Annotated in this window: 21 protein-coding genes and 1 tRNA gene; 15 read left to right on the plus strand and 7 right to left on the minus strand. The window is 31.4% G+C overall.

Features of this window, described 5'->3' with window-relative positions; genetic code table 11:
* Positions 1-33: 33 nt before the first annotated feature.
* Complete coding sequence (locus tag AAFP94_RS10165) at positions 34-489, minus strand: DUF4442 domain-containing protein (protein WP_316662597.1); 456 nt, start codon at positions 487-489, stop codon at positions 34-36.
* A gap of 141 nt (positions 490-630) precedes the next feature.
* Between AAFP94_RS10165 and AAFP94_RS10170 the strand changes: the two genes are divergently transcribed.
* From AAFP94_RS10170 to AAFP94_RS10190, 5 genes are all read left to right on the plus strand, one after another.
* Positions 631-1,083, plus strand: a complete 453-nt coding sequence (locus AAFP94_RS10170; protein WP_316662598.1) for a DUF4870 domain-containing protein — start codon at positions 631-633, stop codon at positions 1,081-1,083.
* Between the two features lie 111 nt (positions 1,084-1,194).
* Positions 1,195-1,536, plus strand: a complete 342-nt coding sequence (locus AAFP94_RS10175; RefSeq protein ID WP_316662599.1) for a PadR family transcriptional regulator — start codon at positions 1,195-1,197, stop codon at positions 1,534-1,536.
* The gene (locus tag AAFP94_RS10180; protein ID WP_316662600.1) at positions 1,533-3,260 is read left to right on the plus strand and encodes a PspC domain-containing protein; all 1,728 of its coding nucleotides are present in this window, start codon (positions 1,533-1,535) and stop codon (positions 3,258-3,260) included. The genes AAFP94_RS10175 and AAFP94_RS10180 overlap by 4 nt, the downstream gene beginning before the upstream one ends.
* 101 nt (positions 3,261-3,361) lie before the next feature.
* Positions 3,362-4,090, plus strand: a complete 729-nt coding sequence (locus tag AAFP94_RS10185) for a head GIN domain-containing protein (protein ID WP_316662601.1) — start codon at positions 3,362-3,364, stop codon at positions 4,088-4,090.
* Between the two features lie 91 nt (positions 4,091-4,181).
* On the plus strand, positions 4,182-5,996 hold the full coding sequence (locus AAFP94_RS10190) for a M2 family metallopeptidase (RefSeq protein WP_316662602.1): 1,815 nt from the start codon (positions 4,182-4,184) through the stop codon (positions 5,994-5,996).
* Between the two features lie 54 nt (positions 5,997-6,050).
* On the opposite strand, the gene AAFP94_RS10195 is transcribed toward AAFP94_RS10190, so the two are convergent.
* The 5 genes from AAFP94_RS10195 to trxB form a co-directional block, all read right to left on the minus strand.
* Positions 6,051-6,638, minus strand: coding sequence for a YceI family protein (locus AAFP94_RS10195; protein WP_316662603.1), 588 nt, complete (start codon positions 6,636-6,638; stop codon positions 6,051-6,053).
* Positions 6,639-6,771: 133 nt separating this feature from the next.
* Positions 6,772-8,091, minus strand: coding sequence for a hypothetical protein (locus tag AAFP94_RS10200; RefSeq protein WP_316662604.1), 1,320 nt, complete (start codon positions 8,089-8,091; stop codon positions 6,772-6,774).
* A gap of 39 nt (positions 8,092-8,130) precedes the next feature.
* On the minus strand, positions 8,131-8,709 hold the full coding sequence (locus tag AAFP94_RS10205; protein ID WP_316662606.1) for a YceI family protein: 579 nt from the start codon (positions 8,707-8,709) through the stop codon (positions 8,131-8,133).
* Between the two features lie 180 nt (positions 8,710-8,889).
* The gene (locus AAFP94_RS10210; RefSeq protein ID WP_316662607.1) at positions 8,890-9,402 is read right to left on the minus strand and encodes a flavodoxin family protein; all 513 of its coding nucleotides are present in this window, start codon (positions 9,400-9,402) and stop codon (positions 8,890-8,892) included.
* Positions 9,403-9,459: 57 nt separating this feature from the next.
* Positions 9,460-10,440 carry a thioredoxin-disulfide reductase gene (gene trxB, locus AAFP94_RS10215; RefSeq protein WP_316662608.1) on the minus strand — a complete coding sequence of 327 codons (981 nt, stop codon included), beginning with the start codon at positions 10,438-10,440 and terminating at the stop codon, positions 9,460-9,462.
* A 156-nt stretch (positions 10,441-10,596) separates the two neighbouring features.
* On the opposite strand from trxB, the gene AAFP94_RS10220 reads away from it, so the two are divergent.
* The 4 genes from AAFP94_RS10220 to AAFP94_RS10235 all read left to right on the plus strand — a co-directional run bounded on the left by AAFP94_RS10220 (position 10,597) and on the right by AAFP94_RS10235 (position 15,290).
* Complete coding sequence (locus AAFP94_RS10220) at positions 10,597-11,067, plus strand: hypothetical protein (RefSeq protein WP_316662609.1); 471 nt, start codon at positions 10,597-10,599, stop codon at positions 11,065-11,067.
* Positions 11,068-11,327: 260 nt separating this feature from the next.
* Positions 11,328-12,485 (plus strand): glycoside hydrolase family 10 protein, encoded by a 1,158-nt coding sequence (locus tag AAFP94_RS10225; RefSeq protein WP_316662610.1) that lies wholly within the window; start codon positions 11,328-11,330, stop codon positions 12,483-12,485.
* Between the two features lie 48 nt (positions 12,486-12,533).
* Positions 12,534-14,549 (plus strand): sialate O-acetylesterase, encoded by a 2,016-nt coding sequence (locus AAFP94_RS10230; protein WP_316662612.1) that lies wholly within the window; start codon positions 12,534-12,536, stop codon positions 14,547-14,549.
* 30 nt (positions 14,550-14,579) lie between these two features.
* Entirely contained in the window at positions 14,580-15,290 is a 711-nt protein-coding gene (locus AAFP94_RS10235) for an SGNH/GDSL hydrolase family protein (protein WP_316662613.1), read from the plus strand.
* Between the two features lie 100 nt (positions 15,291-15,390).
* On the opposite strand, the gene AAFP94_RS10240 is transcribed toward AAFP94_RS10235, so the two are convergent.
* A tRNA-Pro gene (locus AAFP94_RS10240) sits at positions 15,391-15,465 on the minus strand.
* A gap of 187 nt (positions 15,466-15,652) precedes the next feature.
* Here AAFP94_RS10240 and AAFP94_RS10245 point away from each other — a divergent pair.
* The 6 genes from AAFP94_RS10245 (at position 15,653) to AAFP94_RS10270 (ending at position 21,895) form a co-directional block, all read left to right on the plus strand.
* Positions 15,653-17,944: a TonB-dependent receptor domain-containing protein gene (locus AAFP94_RS10245; protein WP_316662614.1), complete on the plus strand. Its 2,292-nt coding sequence runs from the start codon at positions 15,653-15,655 to the stop codon at positions 17,942-17,944.
* Positions 17,945-17,992: 48 nt separating this feature from the next.
* Positions 17,993-19,114: a PQQ-dependent sugar dehydrogenase gene (locus AAFP94_RS10250; RefSeq protein WP_316662615.1), complete on the plus strand. Its 1,122-nt coding sequence runs from the start codon at positions 17,993-17,995 to the stop codon at positions 19,112-19,114.
* 144 nt (positions 19,115-19,258) lie between these two features.
* The gene (locus AAFP94_RS10255) at positions 19,259-19,603 is read left to right on the plus strand and encodes a c-type cytochrome (protein ID WP_316662616.1); all 345 of its coding nucleotides are present in this window, start codon (positions 19,259-19,261) and stop codon (positions 19,601-19,603) included.
* Positions 19,591-20,196, plus strand: coding sequence for a uridine kinase (udk, locus tag AAFP94_RS10260; protein ID WP_316662617.1), 606 nt, complete (start codon positions 19,591-19,593; stop codon positions 20,194-20,196). The genes AAFP94_RS10255 and udk overlap by 13 nt, the downstream gene beginning before the upstream one ends.
* Positions 20,197-20,529 (plus strand): FtsB family cell division protein, encoded by a 333-nt coding sequence (locus AAFP94_RS10265; protein WP_316662618.1) that lies wholly within the window; start codon positions 20,197-20,199, stop codon positions 20,527-20,529.
* Positions 20,522-21,895 carry a methylmalonyl-CoA mutase subunit beta gene (locus AAFP94_RS10270; RefSeq protein WP_316662619.1) on the plus strand — a complete coding sequence of 458 codons (1,374 nt, stop codon included), beginning with the start codon at positions 20,522-20,524 and terminating at the stop codon, positions 21,893-21,895. The genes AAFP94_RS10265 and AAFP94_RS10270 overlap by 8 nt, the downstream gene beginning before the upstream one ends.
* Position 21,896 lies beyond the last annotated feature (1 nt).

Genomic DNA, 21,896 nt, shown 5'->3' on the forward strand with positions numbered 1-21,896 from the left:
TTGATTGGAATTTAGTTTTGTTACATCAAAATTTTAGTTTTTTACTTTAATTGTCCATTCAAAATTAAAGTTTGATACTTCTACTCCATCTTCATTTATGCCTTTGGAGTTTAACCAAACCGTCTGACCTTCTTTTGTTTCAATGGTTTTTTGAATAGCTTGGTCAATCAAATACGCTTCATTACACACAAAAGTTATTCTTCCTGTTGCCTTTTTTGTAAAGGTGGCATTATTTCCAGCAACCAACATCGATATTTTCTTTCCGCTTTCTTTAATTTTCTGCATCACTAATACTCCAGTAGTCAACTCTGCTGCCATACCTTGAACAACCCAATACATAGATTTAAATGGATTTTGATTTATCCATCTATGCTTTACAGAAACAATGCACTTGTTTTTATCAATAGATTTAACTCTTACTCCACATAAATAAGCTGAAGGCAACTTAAACAATAAAAAAGTATTGAGTTTACTAGGTGCTATAGTCATAATAAAACTAATTTGAGTTAAAAGTATTGAATATTTTCAACATTAAATAATGTTAAAATTTTGTTAATTATAGTACTTTGTATTGCATAATACTATCTTTTGGATATATATTTGCATAAGAAATTACTATATGTTTCAATTATGTTAACTACACATCATAAAAATCTGGCCGCGATAATTCATTTATCAACATTGACAAAGTTCATTATACCACTTGGCAATTTTTTAATGCCTTTAATTTTTTGGACTATGAATAAGGATAAATCTGAATTTATCGATAAGCACGGTAAACAAGCCATTAACTTTCAATTAAGTATTTTACTTTATACAATTATAATTGGTTGTTTGACTATTCCAATGTTTTTATTTGGTGTATTAAATTCGGTCAGCTTTCCAGAATTTTGGAATGCTTACGATTTTGATTTTCACCTATCAATTCATGACAGTTTCAATGTAATACTTTTTACAATAATTTCTGGGTTACTCCTTGCAGCTGCATTTATTTTTGAAATAGTTTTTATAATTATAGCAACAAGTAAAGCAAACCAAGGCAAACCTTATAAATATCCTATAACCATCAATTTTTTAAAATAATCATCAATCAATCATCAATCAAAAAATGAACAGTTATCACAAATTTAATTCTATAATACAAAAAGCTTTAAGGCTGGATGTGAATAATAGAATATTAATAAACATGAACACATGAAAATAGAAAACACAAAAGCACAAATGCGCAAGGGAGTTTTAGAATACTGCATTCTCTCGATTCTTAAAGATGATGATGCTTACGTTGCAGAAATTCTAGACACTTTAAAACAAGCAAAGCTTCTCGTTGTAGAAGGCACCATTTACCCTTTGCTAACACGCTTAAAAAATGCTGGACTTCTTAATTATCGTTGGGAAGAATCAACATCTGGACCTCCAAGAAAATATTATGGTTTGACCGAAACAGGAAAATTATTTTTAAACGAACTTAATGGCACTTGGAGCGATTTACAAAATGCAGTTAACCTAGTAACAAGAGATAAAAAAACAACAAAATGAATAAAACAGTCAACATAAACTTAGCAGGTATATTCTTCCACATTGATGAGGATGCATACGCAAAATTACAGCGCTACCTTGAGGCTATAAAACGTTCATTCACAAATTCACAAGGACGCTCTGAAATTATTTCAGATATAGAAGCTCGTATTGCAGAGCTATTTACAGAGCGAATGAAAACTGAAAAACAAGTCATTTCTATCAAAGAGGTAGAAGAAGTTATTGCTATAATGGGACAACCAGAAGATTATCTAGTAGATGAAGAAATCTTTGAAGATGAGCCAAAAGTTAAAACATCTAGTTCTTCAAGAAAATTATTTAGAGATACTGAAAATGCTTACGTTGGTGGCGTATCTTCAGGATTGGGGCACTATTTTGATATAGATCCACTTTGGATTCGTCTAGCTTGGGTAATTCTCATGTTTGGCTTTGGTACCGGATTCTTAATTTATATTCTACTATGGATATTAATGCCTGCAGCTCAAACAACTGCAGACAAATTAGCAATGTCAGGAAAGCCTGTTAACATTACTAATATAGAACAAAAAGTAAAAGAAGGGTTTGGTAACGTAAAAGATAGTATTGAAGACGCTGCTGAAAAAATAAAAAATCAAGACTACAGTAAGGCAGGCAATAAAATTAAATCATCATCAAGATCATTTTTTGATGCGCTTGGAAACATTATCATGTTTTTCTTTAAAGTTATTGCAAAGTTTATTGGTGTTATCTTAATCATTGTAGGGGCATCAACGCTAATTGCTTTATTTATTAGTCTTTTTTCTGTTGGTACATCTTCATTTTTTAGTCCTTGGTGGATGGATTATGCTCATGTGGCAAATACAACAGGTATGCCAATTTGGTTAATATCATTACTGGTGTTTTTTGCAGTAGGAGTGCCTTTCTTTGTCATATTCTATTTAGGTTTAAAAATTTTAGTGAATAACTTAAAATCTATTGGCAACATTGCAAAATTTACCTTATTGGGACTTTGGTTAGCATCTATCTTGACATTAACAGTATTTGGTATAAGAGAAGCTACCGAACATGCTTTTGATGCTAGTGTTACCCAAAAAGAAGAATTATATATTACATCAAAGGATACACTTACTATAAAAATGGTTGGAAATAAAAATTACGATGACAATATAAGACGAAGACACAGATCCTTTCAACTAGTTTATAATGATAATGGAGAAAAATTAATTTACTCTTCAGACCTTAAATTTATAGTACGATCAACAAAAGATTCTCTTGCCTCAATTAGTATTGAAAAGAATTCTGAAGGTAGAAATTATCAAAATGCCAAAGAAGGTGCTGAAAAAATAAATTACAATTATGCGCTTGTTGGAAGAGAATTGCAATTAGATTCTTATTTAACAACAGATTTTAAAAATAAATTTCGGAATCAACAAGTTGAGATAATTATAAATCTACCTGAAGGAACTGTTCTTTTTGCAGATGACAACACATATTCATACCATAGAAACTATCGAAATAGCAATGACATTTTAGACAATGGCATGGAAGAACATTACCTTAAAGTTATTGAAGATGATGTCCTGTGTTTAGATTGCCCAGAAGATGAAAACTACAAAGTAAATGTAGATATACATGACGATGAATCTAGTTTAAAGATTAATGAAGACGGAATAATTGGCGAAGATCAAGACGTCAAAGTAGAAATTGACTCAAATGGTATCAGTATAGAATCAAAAGATAATTAACAGTTCATCTCATTAAATGAACAGTTCAGAAATATAAAATTTAAAATATGTCTTTTGTGAAAGATATTTGCAAAGTAAAATCAATCAAACATAATTAAATCATGACGACACTCACCAAAATTATCGTAGCTACATTAATGAGTTTAACATTATTCTCATGTAATTTTGATATGCACTTCAATCCAGGAGTTAAAGGAAACGGAAATGTACAAACAGAAGTTAGAATCATAAATGAATCTTTTAATTCAATTCATGTAAGTCGTGGATTGGATGTTTATCTAACTCAAAGTAACACTCAAAGTATAAAAGTTGAAGCGGACGAAAACTTACATGACATTATTGTAGTTGAGGTAGAAAATGGCGAACTAAAAATTACAACAACCGAAAATATTGCACATTCTAAAGCTCAAAAAGTAATGGTAAGCTTTTCAGATGTTTCAAAAATCACATCTACTAGTGGTAGTGATGTGTATTCAACCAACGTAATTAGTGTGGATAATTTAAGACTAAAAACCACAAGCGGTAGTGATATGGAGCTAGAAGTAGACACAAATACTCTAGAATGCAAATCTACAAGTGGTAGCGATTTGAGATTATCAGGTAAAACCAAAAATTTAATTGCTGAAGCTACAAGTGGAAGTGATATTAAAGCTGGAAAATTGATGGCTGAATCAAGTCAAGTAGAAGTGACGAGTGGCGCTGATATTACAATTAACACATCTCAAGAATTAAATGCCAAAGCATCAAGTGGTGGAGATATAACCTATTACGGTAATCCAGAAATAGTTAAAAAAAGTGATGGAGTTTCTGGCAGCATAAGAAAAAGATAGCATCAATATAAACCAACCAATTTTAACATAAAACCCACCATATTTAGGTGGGTTTTATTATTATATTTGCATCCAAACTAAAAATTAAGAAATGAAAAAAATAATTTTATTGATTTTGGCTGTTACTTTTTTTAATTGTAAAAATGAAACCGCCAAAAAAGACACAGACAACAACTTAAAAACTGAAGCTCAAGCTTTTCTTGATGAATATTCAAAAACCTACAAAGATTTATATTATGCTTCAGCTTTAGCAGAATGGGATGCTAACACCAAAATCGTTCCTGGAGATACATTAAACGCTTTTAATGTTCAAAAAGCTAATGAAGCATTTGCCAAATTTACTGGAAGTACAGATGTAATAGAAAAAACCAAAACATTTCTTGAAAGCAAGGATCTATTGGATATTAAACAGATTCGTCAGTTAAATAGCATTTTATATAAAGCTGCAAATAATCCTGAAATTGTTTCTGACTTAGTTTCTGAAAGAATTACTGCAGAGAATGCACAAAACGAAACTCTTTTTGGCTTTGATTTCAAGGTAGATGGAGCCTCAACAACAACTACAGAAATTGATAGAATTTTACGTGAATCAAATAATGAAGCTAAACGTTTGAAAGTTTGGGAAAGCTCTAAAGAAGTTGGTACAGAATTAAAAGATGGACTCGAGAATTTGGTATCTCTTCGTAATAAAACTGTTAATGCTCTTGGTTATGATGATTATTTCACATATCAGGTATCAGACTATAAAATGACTCGTGAAGAGATGCTTAATGATATGGATAAAATCATTAAAGAGGTTTGGCCATTATATCGTGAACTTCATACTTGGGCTCGTTACGAATTAGCAAAAAAATATGGAAAAAATGTGCCAGATTATATTCCTGCGCATTGGTTACCAAATCGTTGGGGACAAGATTGGAGTGCATTAGTAAAAGTAGAAGGCTTTGATATTGATGAAGCTTTAAAAGATAAAAGTGCAGAATGGATTGTAACAGAAGGAGAAGAGTTTTTTAAGAGTATAGGTTTTGATCCACTTCCTTCGGTTTTTTATGAAAAATCTAGCTTATATCCGCTTCCTGAAGATGCCACTTATAAAAAGAATAATCATGCTTCGGCTTGGCATATGGATTTAGAGAATGACTTAAGAAGTTTAATGAGCGTAGTACCAACTGCAGAATATTATGAAACGGTTCATCATGAATTAGGTCATATTTATTACTATCAATCATACTCAAACCCAGATGTACCATTATTGCTACGAGAAGGTGCTAATCGTGGTTATCATGAAGCTATTGGTAGTATGTTAGGATTGGCTGCCATGCAAAAACCATTTTTAGAAGGTAGAGGTTTAGTTGATGCGAACATAAAAATTGATGAAACTCAAAATCTTTTAAAAGAAGCATTAAACTATGTTGCTTTTTTACCATTTGGTGCTGGAGTAATGACGCAATTTGAAAATGCTTTATATGCTGAAAATTTACCAAAAGATGAATACAATAAAAAATGGTGGGAATTAGCAAAAAAATATCAAGGTATGGTTCCTCCAACCGAAAGAGGAGAAGAATATTGTGATGCAGCCTCTAAAACTCATATTAATAATGACGCTGCTCAATATTATGATTATGCAATTTCCTACGTCCTTTTATTTCAGTTTCATGATCATATAGCAAAAAATGTTTTACACCAAGATCCTCATGCAACCAATTATTTTGGAAGCAAAGAAGTTGGTGAATTCTTAAAGAGTGTTTTAAGAACAGGAGCAAATAATGATTGGAGAGCATTACTAAAACAAAGTGTTGGTAGTGAGATGAGTGCAAAACCTATGCTTGATTATTTTGAGCCATTAATGGATTACTTAAAAGAAGAAAACAAAGGAAGAACATATACGCTTCCTGAAAGTATCTAATTCAAAATAAAAAAACCGAAGCAGTTGCTTCGGTTTTTTTATTTTATTAAATGGCTATTTGCATTCATCAATTTCCAAATCAAAACTTATTTGAAAGTCGTCCTTAACAGCTACTAAACCCATTATCTTTTTAGGAGCTGGAATATTAAAATCACTCAATCTTAAATTCAAACAACCAGATATTTTTAATAAGTGATTATTGCTTAAAATAACTGGGACAGCATATGGTCTGGTTTCTCCAGCTACCTTAATTTCTATATGAGCAATTACTTGGTTTTTTTGATTAGTGCTTAAATCTATTTCTTTTAAACTCAATATAATATTTGGATGTTCTGGTGTTTTTAACAAATCCAAAAAATCCTTATTCATTGTTTTTGAGCCACAGTCGAAACAAGAATTATGTACCAACAATTTGGTATTTTTAAAAAGAACATTATCACTTGTTTTAACATAATTAATGGCTATAGGCGAATTAATGCTTGAAATATTTAAATCACAATTAAACTGACTCACGTTGGTTTTGCCCATAATACTCAAATAGCTGTTAGGCATAATCACCATAGCTGTTTTTTCTACTAAAATATTATCAGACTTAAACGCTAATAGCAATACGATTAAACCTAAAAACAAAAACTTCTTCATGCGGATACTCTAAAAGAATCAATGGTATAACATCTACTTTTTAAAAATAAAACGAGTTTCATAAATGTATAGTATTAATATAATATTACAAAAATGAAACTCGCTTTTTAGCTAATAATCAATCAGAACTTAATTAGAAACTAATTACCGCTTCAATCATTAAACCATTAAATTTACCATCATAAAATACATTATCATCAGGGTAGCCATCATATTTTTGGTTAACATACTCAACTTTTGCCAAAATATTCTTTGTTAAGAAATATCCTGCTGAAAATTGAACTCTATCGATATCTACGTCACCAAATGATTGTTCTGAATTCACCTTGTTGTAACGACCACCTAAAAAGAAGTTTTCAGATGCACCAAAACGGTAAATCACTTCACCTGCAAATTGTGTTGCTTTTCTAGTATCTGATTCTGAACTTGCTTTACCATTACTAAACTCTAATGTTCCAAAAAATTCTAATCCTTGGTATTTAAGGAATGGATTGAACATAACAGCTGTTATTTGATTTCTAAACCCAGGATCAAAACGACCTGTTCTAAAATTGTTTGTAGCAGTTGTCCTTACTACTTCTCCACTTCTGTCCACAAAAGTTGGAGTTACTAAAACAGAATAATATCTCGATCCAGCTCTATCTGCAGTATAAAGATAGTTGCTTGCAACATACCCTGTAGTGTATAATGAACCTGTTAATCTAAATCTAAAATCTTCAGACAATTGGCTGTCATAACCTAATTTCGCAAGAAATGCAGCACCACCTGTTTTACCATTAGAACCTTTAACAACAGCTTGATTTAGTTTACCATTACTGAAGCCTATCATACCAATAAATCCATTTCTTTGGTAATAAAATTCAGCACCTACTTCAGTGGTAAAGGAATCCATAATTAAGTTCCCTACAAATGGATTGTAAATGGCCTGTGCATTATCACTTCTTCTAAAGTGGGCATCACCATAATTATTTTCCATATGCCCTACTTTAAGAGTGGTATACTTCATAAGGTTGTCTAACAAACCTTCACTGATAAAATCTAGGTTATCAATTTGGAAATATCCACCTTTTACGTAAGGTTCTGGGTGATGTCTTGAAGATAGATACGTTCTTAAATGCATTCTAACACCTTTAGCTAAAGCAACATCCAAATCTAGGTTCGCTGTTGCTAAATTAAAGTTATAACCTATTTCTTGTAATATGTTATCTTCTGTTTGATTAGCTGCTGATACACCATTTTCATGGTCTACAGCTTGAAATTGTAATGTGGATTGTCCACCTACTCTTACTTTTACGATTTCGAATGTTGAAACGGTATCTTTAGGGGCTTCAAACACGTTGATACCTCTTTTATCAGGAGCTCTGTAATTATCCAGATCCCTATTTTGTGAATTAATACTTATAAATGACATTAAAAGTATTACTGTAATTAGACTTTTAAGTGTTGTTTTCATGATTTTTAAATTTTGTTTTAAATTGATTTCTATTTTTATTTATTTATTAAAAGTAACATGATACTTTACAGTAATTTCATTACCTGTTTTTATGGTCCCCATTAGCGCTTTTGGAGGATCAATATTAAAGTCGGTCATGTTAAACGTTTTTTCTCCTTTGAGTTTTATTTGATCGTTATTTCTCTCTACATTAAATTTTAGGGTTATATTTTTAGTTGTACCAGAAATAGTTAAATCTCCTTTTGCCTCCATCAAATATTTTCCTTCACTTTGTTCAGATAATTCACTACTATTAGGCATTTGAAATACTATTGTTTTGTATGTGTCTGTCTCTAAAGCTTTATAGGTGTTTTTATCCATGCCTTTGTGTCCGCTTTTAAGGCTTTCCGCTTCAATTTCAATTTTTAAGCTATTAACTATTAATGACTCAATATTAATGCTGCCTTTGATATTCTCAACTTTTATTTCCCAATCATGTAAAGTTGAAGTACCAAATATTGAAAGTTCAGAGGAAATATTTACCAATTTATACTCTTGACCCCAGCTTATTCTTGTTGTAAGATTAAAAACTATAAAGAGGATTAAAACTTTAGCTATTTTGTTATTTATGACTAACATTTCTTGAATTTTTTATTTTATACTACAAAGTTCCTTATTAATGAAAACTAAAATCATGACTTTTATCATAAGATAAAATCGATTTATTTTTTTTATACTCCGAATTGAATTAAGGAATTTTAAAGTCTAGGTGTAAAGATCATTTATAAACAAAAACCCAAGGTATTCTTGGGTTTTTGTTTATAAATAAGTGGAGAATTCTTTTAACTTATTTTTTACAATATCGGGTAGTTCTGAATTATTATCTAACCAGGTATGAAGATGACCTAAATAGTTCATCCCTAGATAATTTGAAGTTTGCTCAAATGGCATTGTAAAGCCATCAAAAATTTCATTATCAGAACCACAACTAATGGTAGCAAGGTTTTTTCCTCTTAACTTTCTTCCAAAAACTTTCTTATCTTCATGTAGTACATCAGAGATCCTGTCAAGAAAGGTTTTTATTTGTGCACTCATTGTGTACCAATATATTGGTGTAGCAAAGATTATTGTATCGTATTCTAAAATTTTCAAAAAAAGAGGGAAAAAATCGTCATTTCTATTCTTAAAGTCATAATCATAAAAGCCAATGTTATAGCTGTTTAAATCAATAATATCAATATCTGAAGACAAAGAAATTAATTGGTCAACAACTCTCCGTGTATTTCCATTTGATCTCGAACTACCGATTACAATGACAGTTTTATTTTTCATTATATAATAAAAAGACCGAAACCGAAGTTTCAGTCTTTTACAAATATTATTTTAATATTAATTATAATTTGAAGTGGTTACTTCATATGTTGAGTCTTTTGCAGCTAAATATCGTTCAGCATCCAAAGCTGCCATGCAACCTGTACCCGCTGCAGTTACAGCTTGTCTATATACATGGTCCGCTGCATCTCCACTTACAAATACACCTTCAATATTGGTTTTTGAAGTGCCAGGCACATTAATTATATAGCCTGTTTCATCCAGATTTAAAAAGTCTTTAAAAATGTCTGTGTTAGGTTTATGTCCAATAGCCACAAAAAAACCAGTTGCAGGTATTTCGTGCTTTTCATTGGTTTGGTTATTAAAAACTCTAACACCAGTTACAACTTGCCCATCACCCAAAACCTCGTCAGTTTCAGTATTGTACAAAATTTCAATATTTTCAGTATTCTTTACGCGCGCTTGCATAATTTTCGAAGCTCTAAACTCATCTCTACGAACTAACATGGTAACTTTCTTACAAAGTTTAGATAAGTAATGTGCTTCTTCACAAGCAGAATCTCCAGCACCAACAATAACAACTTCCTGATTTCTATAAAAGAACCCATCGCAGACAGCGCAAGCAGATACTCCACCTCCTAGTTTAAGATATTTTTGTTCAGAGTCTAACCCTAAATATTTTGCTGAAGCACCTGTAGAAATTATCACAGTATCACAATGGATCTCTTTAGTGTCATTAACCCATACTTTATGAATTTCTCCTGAAAAATCAACTTTGGTAATCCAACCATCTCGTACATCCGTATCAAAACGTTCTGCTTGCTTTTGAAACTCTATCATCATTTCAGGCCCAGTTATTCCATCTGGATAACCAGGATAGTTTTCAACCTCATTTGTAGTTGTTAATTGCCCTCCAGGTTGAGTACCTTGATACAAAACTGGTTTCATATTAGCTCTGGCAGCATAAATGGCTGCAGTATATCCTGCAGGTCCCGAACCAATAATTAAGCATTTTATTTTTTCAATTTCTTCTGACATTTATCTAAAATTTTATTACCTAACAAAAGTAGTTTTTTTAACATAAAACTTACAGAGAAGTTATTAACACTAACTATAGTACAATATATTTAATCTATAATTTAATTATAACTTAATTTTTTTGTAAATTGTTATGACACAAAACATCTTAATATCATGAAAAAATCTTTGGTTTTACTTTGCACAGCACTCTTGTTTCTTTTTTTAAGTAACACATATGCACAAAATACTATGATTGATTCTAGTGATGCATCATCTAATGATTTGACGCTAGAAGGAGTTTGGGAGTTGGTTAGCTATTATAATTATGGTGACAACGGCATAACCGATACTATTATGTCATCAAAATCGTATCGTCAAATTAAAATGTATACTAAAACCAAAGTCATGTGGAGCAGATTTGTTGAATCTGATACTAATGATTGGTTTGGGTATGGCACTTATACAAATTCGGACACATCATTAACTGAAGCTTTAGATTATGGTTCAAAAACAATGAATCCGGTAATTAGCGAACGAGAATCATTTAATTTTGATTTAATTTTAGAAAAAGATAAATTCACACAAATAGAAATAGATGAAGATGGTAATCCTCTTCTCGCTGAAAACTATATTAGAATTGAATAAATAAAAAAGCCAAACAAATTTGTTTGGCTTTATATCTTGCTATTCTAATTGAAATTTCTCTAACTCCTTATTTTCAATATTTTAAGTATCAATAAGAAAATGTGTTCGTTTAATAAATCCGAAATTTATAAACGTTTAGCGTTTCAAACAGGTTGATTGTAGAAATTTATTGCATGTATAAATGAGCCACATTACCTTTATTATTCATTATTCTGATGTATCATATTAACATAATTTTTCACCTAAAACAATATTAAAAAATGACAAGAAATATTAGATCCAATCAAAAAATTACAGTCAATAATAATGCTTTTATGGTGTTTGGCATTTTGTTAATGTTATTGACATTCTCATGTAATTCAACTAAAGAACAAAATAAAATCCCAGTATATGCATGGCTAGGTGGTCCTGGTGAATCAACCGACAAAGAGATCCAAGAAAACTTTAATGATTTAAAAGCAAAAGGAATCGATGTGTTGATGTATAATGGTGGTCAAAATCCTGATGTTTATAAGCGAGTGGGTAAAATTGCCAAGTCTGTTGGATTAGGTTTTCATACCTGGATTCCAACAATGGTTCAAGGGCACAAAGATGAGTTAAAACCAGAATGGTATGCTGTTAACAGAAATGGAGAATCTGCTTACGATAAACCAGCCTATGTACCACATTATACTTTTTTATGCCCAAGCAAAAAAGGAACTCAAGAGTTCTTAAGCAATATGTATAGAAAAGTTGCAGCTGTTGAAGAAGTTGATGCCATTCATTTAGATTATATACGCTTTCCAGATGTTATTTTAGCTCGTGGTCTATGGGAAAAATATGGTTTGGTAATGGATAAAGAATATCCTCCTTACGACTATTGCTATTGTGATGAATGTACCTCCGATTTTAAAGAAAAATCTGGTATTGACATATTGAATGTTGAAGACCCTACTCAAGTTGAAGAATGGAAGCAATTTCGATATGATTTAATTACAAAAATAGTAAGCTTACTTACAGAAGTAGCCCATAGTGAAGGCAAGCAAATTAATGGAGCTGTTTTTCCAGGACCGAATTCTGTAGCTAAAAAGATTGTAAGACAAGAATGGGATAAATGGTCGTTAGATGCATATTTCCCAATGAATTATAATGATTTCTATTTGGAAGACACTAAATGGATTGGAGAAGTTACTAAAGAAGCGGTAACTTCTCTAAATAATAAGAAACCTGTAATTAGCGGTTTATTTATTTGTCCCAACCCAGCAAATAAAACTAAAGAAAACGATCCTGAAAATCATGGACTCCTACCAGAAGAATTAGAAGATGCCATTAGAGAATCTATGGAAAATGGAGCCGCAGGTATCTGTTTATTTACACCAGGAAGAATGACAAAAGAACACTGGGAAGCATTTGAAAAAGCTATTCATAAAAAGTATTAAATTTTGTAATTTTTATCTCCTTAAACCCTTAAAATTTAATTTATAATTATGATTTCTGAAAGTATGATTAAAAACAAATCTGTTTGTTTTAGCTTAATTTTTACTTTTTTAATGATTGCTTCCTGTAAGCATTCAAAACAAGGAGAATTAAGACTTAATCAACTTTTTTCTGATCATATGGTCTTACAACAAAATCAAGATGTGGCTTTTTGGGGAACTTATACTCCAATCGAAAAAATTACGGTTAGTGGCAGTTGGGGAGAAAAGTCAACCGGTATTACTGACCAAAACGGTAATTGGAAACTTAATATACTTACACCTGAAGCTGGCGGACCATTTGAAGTAAATGTAACTACAAAAGACACAACAATCTTCTTAAACGATGTATTGATAGGAGAAGTGTGGCTGGCGTCAGGTCAATCAAATATGCAAATGCCAGTAAAAGGATGGCCGCCTAACGACCCCATAAAAAATTCTGAAGAGGAGATTGCTAATGCCAATTATCCTTCCATAAGAATGTTTAATGCACAAAGAAATTTTAGTTTAAAAGCTGTCGATTCAATTGGCGGAAACTGGAATGTTTGTTCTCCTCAATCTGTTGGGGAATTTAGCGCTACGGCATATTTTTTTGCAAGACGCTTACATAAAGAGTTAAATATACCTATAGGAATTATTCATTCGAGTTGGGGCGGAACGGTTGCTGAAGCTTGGACCAGCATAAAATCTATACATGAACTGGGAGATTTTGAAGAATCTATTGCCGCTTTAGAGGATACAGAAAAATGGCAAAGTACCGAAGATTGGTATGCAAAGTTAGATTCTGTACAAATACCACAAACCAATGAAGATTGGTATACCATAAATTTTGACGATTTGGAAATTTCCAAATATGAGTTTAAGGATGATAATTGGGAAACCATTGAATTACCAAATAGATTTGATAAATTTAATGATTATGAATTTGATGGTGTTGTATGGCTTAGAAAAGAAATTGAAATAGATGATATATCGACGGATTATGAGATTTCTTTGGGAATTATTGACGATATGGATGCCGTTTATTTTAACGGTGAAAGAATTGGTGGTCATTTAGGTCTTGGATTTCATACAACTGAAAGAGTTTATACAGTTTCAAAAGATCTACTTAAAAAAGGGAAAAACACCATTGCCATAAGAGCTATTGACGTTATGGGACCTGGAATAATAACCGGTAATCTAAAGACGTCAAATAAAAACAATGTTACTATTCCTTTAAATGGCTTGTGGAGTTACCAACCTTTAGCTGAAATATACAACGGCAAATTTTATATTTATGATCTAGATAATATTGATTTGTATAATCGTCCCACAGTCATGGTAATGGGGCCAAATTTACCTAGTGTTCTATACAATGCTATGATTAATCCGTTAATACCATACAGTATTAAAGGCGCTATTTGGTATCAAGGTGAGTCTAATGTTGGTAGAGCAGAGCAATATTCTAAATTATTTCCTAAAATGATATCTGATTGGCGTAGTAAATGGAAAGAAGATTTTCCTTTTTACTTTGTTCAAATTGCACCTTATAATTACGGGAGCCCTTTAGGTAAAGAAGGATCGATGGATTTAAGAAATGCTCAAAGAAAGAGTTTAAGCACAAAAAATACTGGAATGGTTGTTACTATGGATATTGGTAATTTCATGAATATCCACCCAGCAAATAAACAAGATGTTGGTAATCGGTTAGCAGCGTTAGCTTTGGCCAATGATTATAATAAAGAACTGGTTGCGGCGGGACCCTTGTATAAAAATCACACTATTTCTGGAAATAAAATAATACTAGAATTCGACCATATAGGTTCGGGTTTAATGTCTATACATTCTCATTTGGAAGGGTTTGAAATTTCTGGCACAAACAAAAAATATGTTCCTGCTGAAGCAGTAATTGTTGATAACACAATTGAATTATTTGCTTCGTCAGTTGAAAAACCTATATATGCACGTTACGCTTGGAGTGACAATGGAATAGCTAGCTTGTATAATAAAGAGGGACTACCTGCTTCCACATTTAAAACCGAAGATTAACAAATGTTTTTATGTAATTTAAAATTAAATATGATGATTAATCGTTTGTCATTGGCAATATTTTATATTTTCACCATTCTATTAGTTAATAATATGTCTGGACAAAATTGGAGTGTTTTTGCAAACACAACACGTTATGACAAAGCCAATATCGAACTTAATTTACACACAGAAAATAACAATCGTGTTGTTTTTATGGGTAACTCAATTACTGAAGCTTGGGTAAGTATACGTCCAGAATTTTTTAAAGACAGAGAATACATAGGACGAGGTATAAGCGGTCAAACTACATCACAAATGCTATTGCGTTTTAGAGCTGATGTTGTAGATTTAAACCCAAAAGTAGTTGTAATTCTTGCTGGCACTAATGATATTGCTGGCAATACTGGATTTACACCAATTGAAACTATTATTGGAAATATTAAGTCTATGGCCGAAATTGCCAATTCTAATAATATTAAAGTAATTATTTCATCTATTTTACCTGCAATTGACTATCCTTGGAAGCCAGGACTAGAACCCGCTCCAATAATTGTGAAAATTAACAAAGCATTAAAAGCTTATGCTGATAAAAATAATTTTATTTATTTAGATTATTATTCGTCAATGGTGGATGACAAAGGAGGTTTAAAAGTACCTGAATATACATCAGAAGAAGATCTTGTTCACCCAAATAAAGAGGGATATTTAATTATGGAAAAATTAGCTGAATCAGCAATTAATAATGCTCTTTCAAATTAAAAAATAATTTACAAACGCTTCTTGAGTAAAATTTGATAAAATAAAACCTCAATAATCACAAGATTACCAAGGTTTTGATATTTATTGTTTATTAAAATTGTCGGGGTGGCAGGATTCGAACCTGCGACCTCCTGCTCCCAAAGCAGGCGCGATAACCGGGCTACGCTACACCCCGAATTCTGGTTATCTTTTCAGGACTGCAAATATAGATAAATATTAAAGCTGCACAATACAATTTCTTCTTGTTTTCAAAAATTTTAGTCTAGGTAATAAAATAATTTACTCCAAAAAGTCTGAAAGGAAAAATAAAATTATAAGTTATAATTTTATAATTTATTTTAGATTCCCTAACTGAAGATATCATGAAGTTTGTTTTTAAAACCATTTTTGTAATTATAATGATTACAACCGATGGTGTTAATGCCCAAGAAGTCTATAAAGGAAAAGTTGTTGATATTGAAAGTGGTATAGCTCTACCAAATGTAAGCATTACATCTACTGAAGACAATCAAACTTATTTGTCGAACTTACAAGGCGAGTTCATAGTTCCAAATCCTGAAAATTATGTTTTAAAAAAATCTGGCTATATAGATATTATAATTCAGATTGATAAGAATTATCAAATAATTCAGTTAAGTAGTAATCCTTTAGAGTTGAATGAAGTAATTATTAATTCTGATCAAATACCTAAACAACTAAAAAAATCTGTAGCAACTGTCAATTTGCTTTCTTCAGCAGATATACAAAGAGGCAATAGTACTGATATCGCACCGACATTAAATCGAACTTCTGGTGTTTTTATGCAAAGTGGAGCACTTAATACCAATAGAATCACAATAAGAGGTATTGGTTCCAGAAACTTGTTTGGCACTGCTAAAATAAGAGCTTACTATAAGGATATACCATTGACAAACGGAAGTGGTGAAACCAACATTGAAGATTTTGAATTAATGAATTTTTCCAGAGTAGAAATAGACAAAGGCGCTTCCAGTATTTATGGTGCAGGCTTGGGTGGCACCATACACTTAATACCACAAAATGCATATTTGAAGCAGACAAACATTAATAGTGAATTTTCTTTTGGCTCATTCGGATTTACTAAAGGTTTTATCAATTTTAACATAGGTGCTCCAAAAAGAAGCTTTCGTGGGATATACAGCAATACCAATAGTGATGGTTATAGAAAAAACAATGAGTACAAAAGACAAACCTTCAACTTTAATTCGAACTTTTATCTAGGAGAAAATAATGATCTAACTTTTTTAATGAGTTATGTAGATTTATTTGCATACATACCTAGTTCATTAAATGAAAGTAGCTATAAAAATAATCCATCTTCTGCGGCTTTCACTTGGGCTCAATCCAAAGGTTATGAAGATTCCAAGCGTGGTATTTTTGGCATAGCCTGGAATCACAAATACAGCACTAACTTAAAACAAATTACAAGTATCTTTACATCCTTCAGAAATGCCTACGAGCCTAGACCATTTGATATTTTAGACGAAAATCTATTGGCTATTGGTATGCGTAGCAGGATCATAGGAAATACAATATTATTTGACAATGATTTAAATTGGACTCTTGGTACTGAATTATTTAATGATAATTATAAATATTCCACATTTGAAAACCTTTATGAAGATTTTCCTGCAGGAACAGGTAGTGTAAAGGGAAATCAATTAACCAATTTTAAAGAAAAAAGAGCTCATGTTAATGTTTTCCTTGAAACGAATTACAACTTAACTAAAAGTACGGTTTTTTCTATAGGTATTAATTACAACCAGACGTCTTACAAATTAAATGAAAAGTTTGTAATTTCACCTAATGATCCAGATCAATCAGGTTCATTTAAGTTTAAAGGGATTGTATCACCAAAATTTGGAATATCACAAGAAGTTTCAAAGAATTCAGTTATCTATGCCAATGCATCACATGGTTTCTCTCCTATCACATTATCAGAGACTTTAATGCCAAATGGGCAAATAAATAGAGATTTAAAGCCTGAAACTGGTTGGAACATTGAAGTCGGCACTAGAGGTTCAATTGTACATAATAGACTATTTTTTAATATGGCAATTTATCGAATGGATATTAAAAATCTTTTGGTCTCAAGGCGTATTGCAGAAGACGAATATATTGGCATAAATGCAGGAAAAACACAGCATGATGGCCTGGAAGTCTCTTTACAATATAATATTGTTAACAAGGGATTCTTTACACTTGGCTCTTTAATTAATTACACTTTCAACGATTATATTTTTAAAGAATTTATTGATGAAGACAATAATTTTTCTGGTAATGAGCTAACAGGAGTCCCAAAAGATGTATTTAATGCTGTAATTGATTTCGATTCCAAAATCGGTCTTTACGGAAATGTTAACTTTCAATATATTGGCAGCATGCCAATTACTGATGGCAACAGTTTATATTCAAACAGTTATAAACTAACAAACTTTAAGCTGGGTTACAAGTTTAATATTTATAAACAAATAAAAGCCAATCTGTTTTATGGTTTAAATAATATTTTTGATGAAAAATATGCATCACAAATCTTAATAAATGCTAATAGTTTTAATGGAAGCGCTCCAAGATACTATTACCCTGGAAATCCTATAAATTATTATGCAGGTTTTAATGTTATTTATAATTTTTAAATTATTTCCTTTAATTTTAGCAACAATCTATAATATTATCTTTTTGCTATGAGAAAAATTTATTCATTAATACTATTAGTTTTAACAACTCTTTCGGCTTGTGCTCAACAAACTGAATCTTCAGTTAAAGCAGAAGATCCTAAAAATATTCAATATACTACTGAATTGGTGGTATCTGACCTATCCATTCCTTGGGGTATGGATTTTTTACCTGATGGTAGTATGCTTATTGCAGAAAAGTCAGGCAATTTAATTCATTTTAAAAATGGAGAAAAAACCAATATTAAAGGTATGCCTGAAGTTTATGTGCGCGGTCAAGGTGGACTAATGGATGTAAAACTGCATCCTAATTACAAAGATAACAGTTGGATATATCTGTCTTATGCATCTTCTGTAGGTGAAGGAAATGGTGGTAATACAACTATTATGAGAGCTCGATTAATTGATGACTCATTAACTGACAGTCAAGTTTTGTACAAAGCAAGCCCTAACACAACCAGAGGGCAACATTTTGGTTCGCGCATTGCTTTTGATAATGATGGTTACCTTTATTTTTCTATTGGTGACCGTGGAGAACGTGATGTTAATCCACAAGATATTACCCGTGATAACGGTAAAATTTATCGCCTACACGATGATGGTACAATACCTGAAGACAATCCTTTTATAAACGTTCAGAATGCTAAAAAAGCTATTTTTAGTTATGGACACAGAAACCCTCAAGGGTTAGTTAAAAGTCCTATTACAGGAGAAATCTGGGAACACGAACATGGTCCTCAAGGTGGTGATGAGATTAATATTATTCAAAAAGGGAAAAATTATGGCTGGCCTGTCATTTCTTATGGCATAAACTATAGTGGTACTAGTTTTACTGATATAACAGAAAAAGAAGGAATGCAACAACCATTATTTTATTGGGTACCTTCCATAGCTCCTAGTGGTTTGGCTATTGTTTCTTCAGATAAATATCCTGATTGGAAAGGAAATGTTCTGGCAGGATCTCTAAAGTTCCAATATTTAGAACGTCTAGTTCTAAAAAATAATAAAGTAGTAAAACGAGAAAAGCTATTTGAAGGTATTGGTAGGTTAAGAAATGTGATTCAAGCACCAGATGACTATATATATATTGCAGTAGAAGGCAAAGGCATTTATAAAATAATCCCAAATTAAATGTCCTTATGAAACTATTTTTAACTATTTGTATTTATAGTTTGACAATTTGCTTTGCTCAAATCCATTGTCAAAACGCAGAGGAAGATAGCATCTTAAGAGGCAAAGATATCTATCAGGATTTTTTTTTGTGTTGTTTGTCACATGCCTAATGGAGAAGGTGTACCAGATACATTTCCTCCTTTGGCTAAATCTGACTTTTTAATGGAGAAACGTATTGAAAGCATTAAAAGCATTAAGTATGGTATGCAAGGAGAAATAGTTGTTAATGGAAAAACATACAATAGTGTTATGGATAATTTAGGATTGCTCGATTCTGAAATTGCAGATGTAATGAATTACATAACTAACACTTGGGGCAATACAAATGATAAAATGATTACCGAAGAAGAAGTTTCAGAAATTGAAAAACAAACAATCATTCCCATATTCATTATCCATTTAATTAACTTTGTACAGTTCAAAAAACCTTTTTTATGCTCGTCATAGGTATAGCTGGTGGTACTGGTTGTGGAAAAACTACCGTTGTTAACCAGATATTAAATGAACTTCCAGAAGGAGAAGTAGGTGTTATATCACAAGACTCATACTATTTAGATACATCTCATTTAAGTTATGATGAGCGTATCAAAATAAATTTTGATCATCCAAGATCTATAGATTTTGATTTGCTTGTTCAACATTTAAAAGAATTAAAAAATAACAATCCTATTCATCAACCGGTGTATTCTTTTGTAAAACATAATAGAACTGGTGACACTATATTAACACATGCAAGAAAAGTAATGATCGTAGAAGGTATTTTAATTTTGACTAATCCAGAGTTAAGAGATATGTTTGATATCAAAATATTTGTTCATGCAGATAGTGACGAACGCCTCATTAGACGTTTAAAACGTGATATCTCTGAACGCGGAAGAGATATTGATGAAGTTTTAGCACGTTATCAAAATACACTAAAACCTATGCACGAGCAATTTATTGAACCAATGAAAGAATATGCAGATATTATAATACCAAACAACAAATACAATAATGTAGCTGTAGATATTGTTAGAACTATTATTAACGAAAAATTATAAATGTCAAATTCAAAAGTCAATAAAAAGAAATATTTAAGACCTTTTAAAAATGTTTTTGTATTAATCCTGATTGTTTTTGCGATTTGGATGTTGTTTTTTGACAGTAATTCCTGGTTTATACATCACGAATTAAACAATGAAATTGAAGCTTTAGAAAATGAAAAAGAATACTATAAAAAAGAAATTGAAAAAGACAGAAAAGCTATAAAAGAATTAAGTACTGAAGAAGGATTGGAGAAATTTGCTCGAGAAGAATATTACATGAAACGCGAAAATGAAGAGATATATATTATTGAATATGAAGATAGTTTAAAAACAAAAGAAGATGAATAGTAGCTTATTCAGCGAGTTTAATGAGGTTTCTACAAAGCAATGGAAACAGAAAATACAATACGATTTAAAAGGTGCCGATTATAATAAAACATTAATCTGGGATTCAAACGAAGGTATTCATGTTAAACCTTTCTACAATAAAGAAGATTTAGAAAACACTTTACAAAGTACTGGCAATAATTCTTTATGGAGAATATGCCAATCCATTTTTGTTAGTGATGCTCAAACAGCAAATAGAAAAGCCTTAAGTGCTATTGATAAGGGAGCAGAAAGCATTAAATTTATTATTCCTAATAGAACTGTCTCAATAAATGATTTGCTATCTCATATAGATACAGCTTTAATAGAAATTCATTTTGATTTACAATTTTTAGACTCTGAATATGTCAAGCAGATTAGCATCTCAACAAATAATTTAATCCATATTCAAACAGACATTATTGGCAATCTTACCAAAACAGGAAATTGGTATCAGAGCCTTAAAGAAGACCATATTCAATTTGAAAATAGTATAAAAAATACACTGTCCTTATCTATAGACAATTCGCTTTATCAAAATGCAGGCGCAACAATGGTTCAACAATTAGCCTATGCTATGGCTCATGTCAATGAATACCTAAATCATATAAATAATACTGTCATTTCGAGGAATGAAATGACATGGAAACGTTTAAAAGTTATCTTTAATGTTTCAATTGGCTCAAACTATTTCTTCGAAATTGCAAAACTCAAAGCACTTCGCTTTCTTTATAGAACTCTCGCTTCAGAATTTGCTTTCAATGCAGAGTGTTTTATTTTCGCTACACCAACAAGACGAAACAAAACCCTTTACGATTACAATACGAATATGCTGCGTACAACAACAGAATGCATGAGTGCGATACTTGGTGGCGCCAATACTATTTGCAATTTACCTTACGATGCCATTTACCATAAAGACAATGAGTTTGCTGAACGCATTGCTAGAAATCAGTTGTTGATTTTAAAGAACGAAAGTTACTTTGATAAAGTAAATAATCCTTCAGATGGTGCATATTATATTGAAATTTTAACAGGCCAATTAGCAGAAAAAGCTTTATTGCTTTTTAAAGACATAGAGAAAAACGGAGGTTTTTTGCATCAGTTAAAACAAGGCACTATTCAAAAGAAAATCAAAGAAAGTGCTGCAAAAGAACAGGAGCAGTTTAATATTGGTGAAGACATATTGCTCGGTACAAACAAACACAAAAACCCAAATGATAAGATGAAAGATGAGCTTGAACTTTATCCTTTTGTCAAGACCAATAAACGAAAAACATTAGTTGAACCCATTATTGCAAAGCGATTGTCAGAAACGATAGAACAAGAACGATTAAAAACAGAATAAC

The organism is Gilvirhabdus luticola, from assembly GCF_040117515.1.
In the GTDB taxonomy this organism is placed as follows: Bacteria; Bacteroidota; Bacteroidia; order Flavobacteriales; family Flavobacteriaceae; genus Gilvirhabdus; species Gilvirhabdus luticola.

Excerpts from the sequence above, each read along its gene's own strand:
- AAFP94_RS10220 (WP_316662609.1), top strand. The coding sequence starts at position 10,597 with ATGAAAAAATCTTTGGTTTTACTTTGCACAGCACTCTTGTTTCTTTTT.
- trxB (WP_316662608.1), bottom strand. The coding sequence starts at position 10,440 with ATGTCAGAAGAAATTGAAAAAATAAAATGCTTAATTATTGGTTCGGGA.
- AAFP94_RS10200 (WP_316662604.1), bottom strand. The coding sequence starts at position 8,091 with ATGAAAACAACACTTAAAAGTCTAATTACAGTAATACTTTTAATGTCA.
- AAFP94_RS10195 (WP_316662603.1), bottom strand. The coding sequence starts at position 6,638 with ATGAAGAAGTTTTTGTTTTTAGGTTTAATCGTATTGCTATTAGCGTTT.
- AAFP94_RS10270 (WP_316662619.1), top strand. The coding sequence starts at position 20,522 with ATGAATAGTAGCTTATTCAGCGAGTTTAATGAGGTTTCTACAAAGCAA.
- AAFP94_RS10265 (WP_316662618.1), top strand. The coding sequence starts at position 20,197 with ATGTCAAATTCAAAAGTCAATAAAAAGAAATATTTAAGACCTTTTAAA.
- AAFP94_RS10170 (WP_316662598.1), top strand. The coding sequence starts at position 631 with ATGTTAACTACACATCATAAAAATCTGGCCGCGATAATTCATTTATCA.
- AAFP94_RS10175 (WP_316662599.1), top strand. The coding sequence starts at position 1,195 with ATGAAAATAGAAAACACAAAAGCACAAATGCGCAAGGGAGTTTTAGAA.
- AAFP94_RS10205 (WP_316662606.1), bottom strand. The coding sequence starts at position 8,709 with ATGTTAGTCATAAATAACAAAATAGCTAAAGTTTTAATCCTCTTTATA.
- AAFP94_RS10235 (WP_316662613.1), top strand. The coding sequence starts at position 14,580 with ATGATGATTAATCGTTTGTCATTGGCAATATTTTATATTTTCACCATT.
- udk (WP_316662617.1), top strand. The coding sequence starts at position 19,591 with ATGCTCGTCATAGGTATAGCTGGTGGTACTGGTTGTGGAAAAACTACC.
- AAFP94_RS10185 (WP_316662601.1), top strand. The coding sequence starts at position 3,362 with ATGACGACACTCACCAAAATTATCGTAGCTACATTAATGAGTTTAACA.
- AAFP94_RS10225 (WP_316662610.1), top strand. The coding sequence starts at position 11,328 with ATGACAAGAAATATTAGATCCAATCAAAAAATTACAGTCAATAATAAT.
- AAFP94_RS10230 (WP_316662612.1), top strand. The coding sequence starts at position 12,534 with ATGATTTCTGAAAGTATGATTAAAAACAAATCTGTTTGTTTTAGCTTA.
- AAFP94_RS10165 (WP_316662597.1), bottom strand. The coding sequence starts at position 489 with ATGACTATAGCACCTAGTAAACTCAATACTTTTTTATTGTTTAAGTTG.
- AAFP94_RS10210 (WP_316662607.1), bottom strand. The coding sequence starts at position 9,402 with ATGAAAAATAAAACTGTCATTGTAATCGGTAGTTCGAGATCAAATGGA.
- AAFP94_RS10245 (WP_316662614.1), top strand. The coding sequence starts at position 15,653 with ATGAAGTTTGTTTTTAAAACCATTTTTGTAATTATAATGATTACAACC.
- AAFP94_RS10250 (WP_316662615.1), top strand. The coding sequence starts at position 17,993 with ATGAGAAAAATTTATTCATTAATACTATTAGTTTTAACAACTCTTTCG.
- AAFP94_RS10255 (WP_316662616.1), top strand. The coding sequence starts at position 19,259 with ATGCCTAATGGAGAAGGTGTACCAGATACATTTCCTCCTTTGGCTAAA.
- AAFP94_RS10180 (WP_316662600.1), top strand. The coding sequence starts at position 1,533 with ATGAATAAAACAGTCAACATAAACTTAGCAGGTATATTCTTCCACATT.
- AAFP94_RS10190 (WP_316662602.1), top strand. The coding sequence starts at position 4,182 with ATGAAAAAAATAATTTTATTGATTTTGGCTGTTACTTTTTTTAATTGT.